We start from the raw sequence: 1,216 nt of genomic DNA, 5'->3' as shown, positions 1-1,216 counted from the left end.
CATGGCAAACGCATTGAAATTCTCTAGTCCATAATTCTGTTATTAGCGTCACTACCCATCTATTGAAATTAGGATTAAATAACTTTATAAGGTCTTATTTTTTAGGGAAAATAAGATGAATATAGAAGGAACTTTTCTAAGCCATTTTAAGCAATTAGAAGACCCTCGTTTAATTAGTCACCGCAATTTACGCCATAATCTTGAGGATATATTAATTATCAGTATATTAGCAACGATATGCGGTGCGGATAATTGGGTAGAAATAGAGCGCTTTGGCTTAGCAAAACAAGAATGGCTAGAAACGTTTTTGGGGCTTCCCGAAGGCATTCCTTCTCATGATACTTTTTCCCGAGTATTTGCCTTGCTTGAGCCTGATTGCTTTGAAACGTGTTTTAATGAATGGATAGCTTCATTAGATATTGATTTAAAAAATGAAATTATTGCATTGGATGGAAAAACGCTAAGAGGCTCTGGGAATAAAAGGCAACATCATCCTGCGTTACATCTGGTTAGTGCATGGGCAACGAAGAATCGTGTTCTGTTAGCTCAAGTCAAAACTGAAGAAAAATCAAACGAAATTAGTGCTATCCCCAAATTATTGACAATGATGCATATAGAAGGCGCAACGATTACTCTCGATGCCATGGGATGTCAGACTCAAATTGCAAAACAAATTATTACTCAGGGTGCTAATTACGTTCTATCTTTGAAAGAAAATCAACCCACGCTATATCATGACGTACGCACTATTTTTTTACGTGCTGAAGAGGAAGAGAAAAAATATAAAAAAATGCTTCATTTACGCCGAGTTGAGAAAATACATGCTCACGGCAGAATAGAAACCAGGCGCTATACCTTAATTTCATCTCGAGCCCCATTACTATTTGAATTACGTTGGCCTGGATTAAAAGGAATTGGTAAAGTCGATGTGGTACACACAACGAATAATCAAGTAGAACGCTCTACTCGATACTTCATCACGAGTCTGGATTACGAACAAATCGACTTATTTAAAGAAGCCGTTAGAAAACATTGGCACATTGAAATTGATTTGCATTGGTCTTTAGATGTTGGCTTTCGCGAGGATTTGAATCAAGCCCATGTCGGACACTCAGCCCATAATTTAGCCATTATTAGACGAATCGCTCTCAATCTTCTCAAAAAAGAATCCTCTCACAAAAATGGAGTCGCCTGCCGACGAAAAACTGCTGGATGG

1 protein-coding gene is annotated in these 1,216 nt (G+C 37.7%); it reads left to right on the top strand.

What is annotated here, in order from left to right:
* Positions 1-115: 115 nt before the first annotated feature.
* Positions 116-1,216, top strand: a 1,101-nt coding sequence (locus A8O27_RS18060) for an ISAs1 family transposase (protein WP_064115166.1), incomplete at its 3' end; no start/stop codon positions are given.

The sequence above is a fragment of the Legionella bozemanae genome (assembly GCF_001648595.1).
Lineage (GTDB): Bacteria > Pseudomonadota > Gammaproteobacteria > Legionellales > Legionellaceae > Legionella > Legionella bozemanae.
The sequence above is the reverse complement of the archived record's forward strand: the minus strand, read 5'-3'. Positions and strand labels throughout refer to the sequence as shown.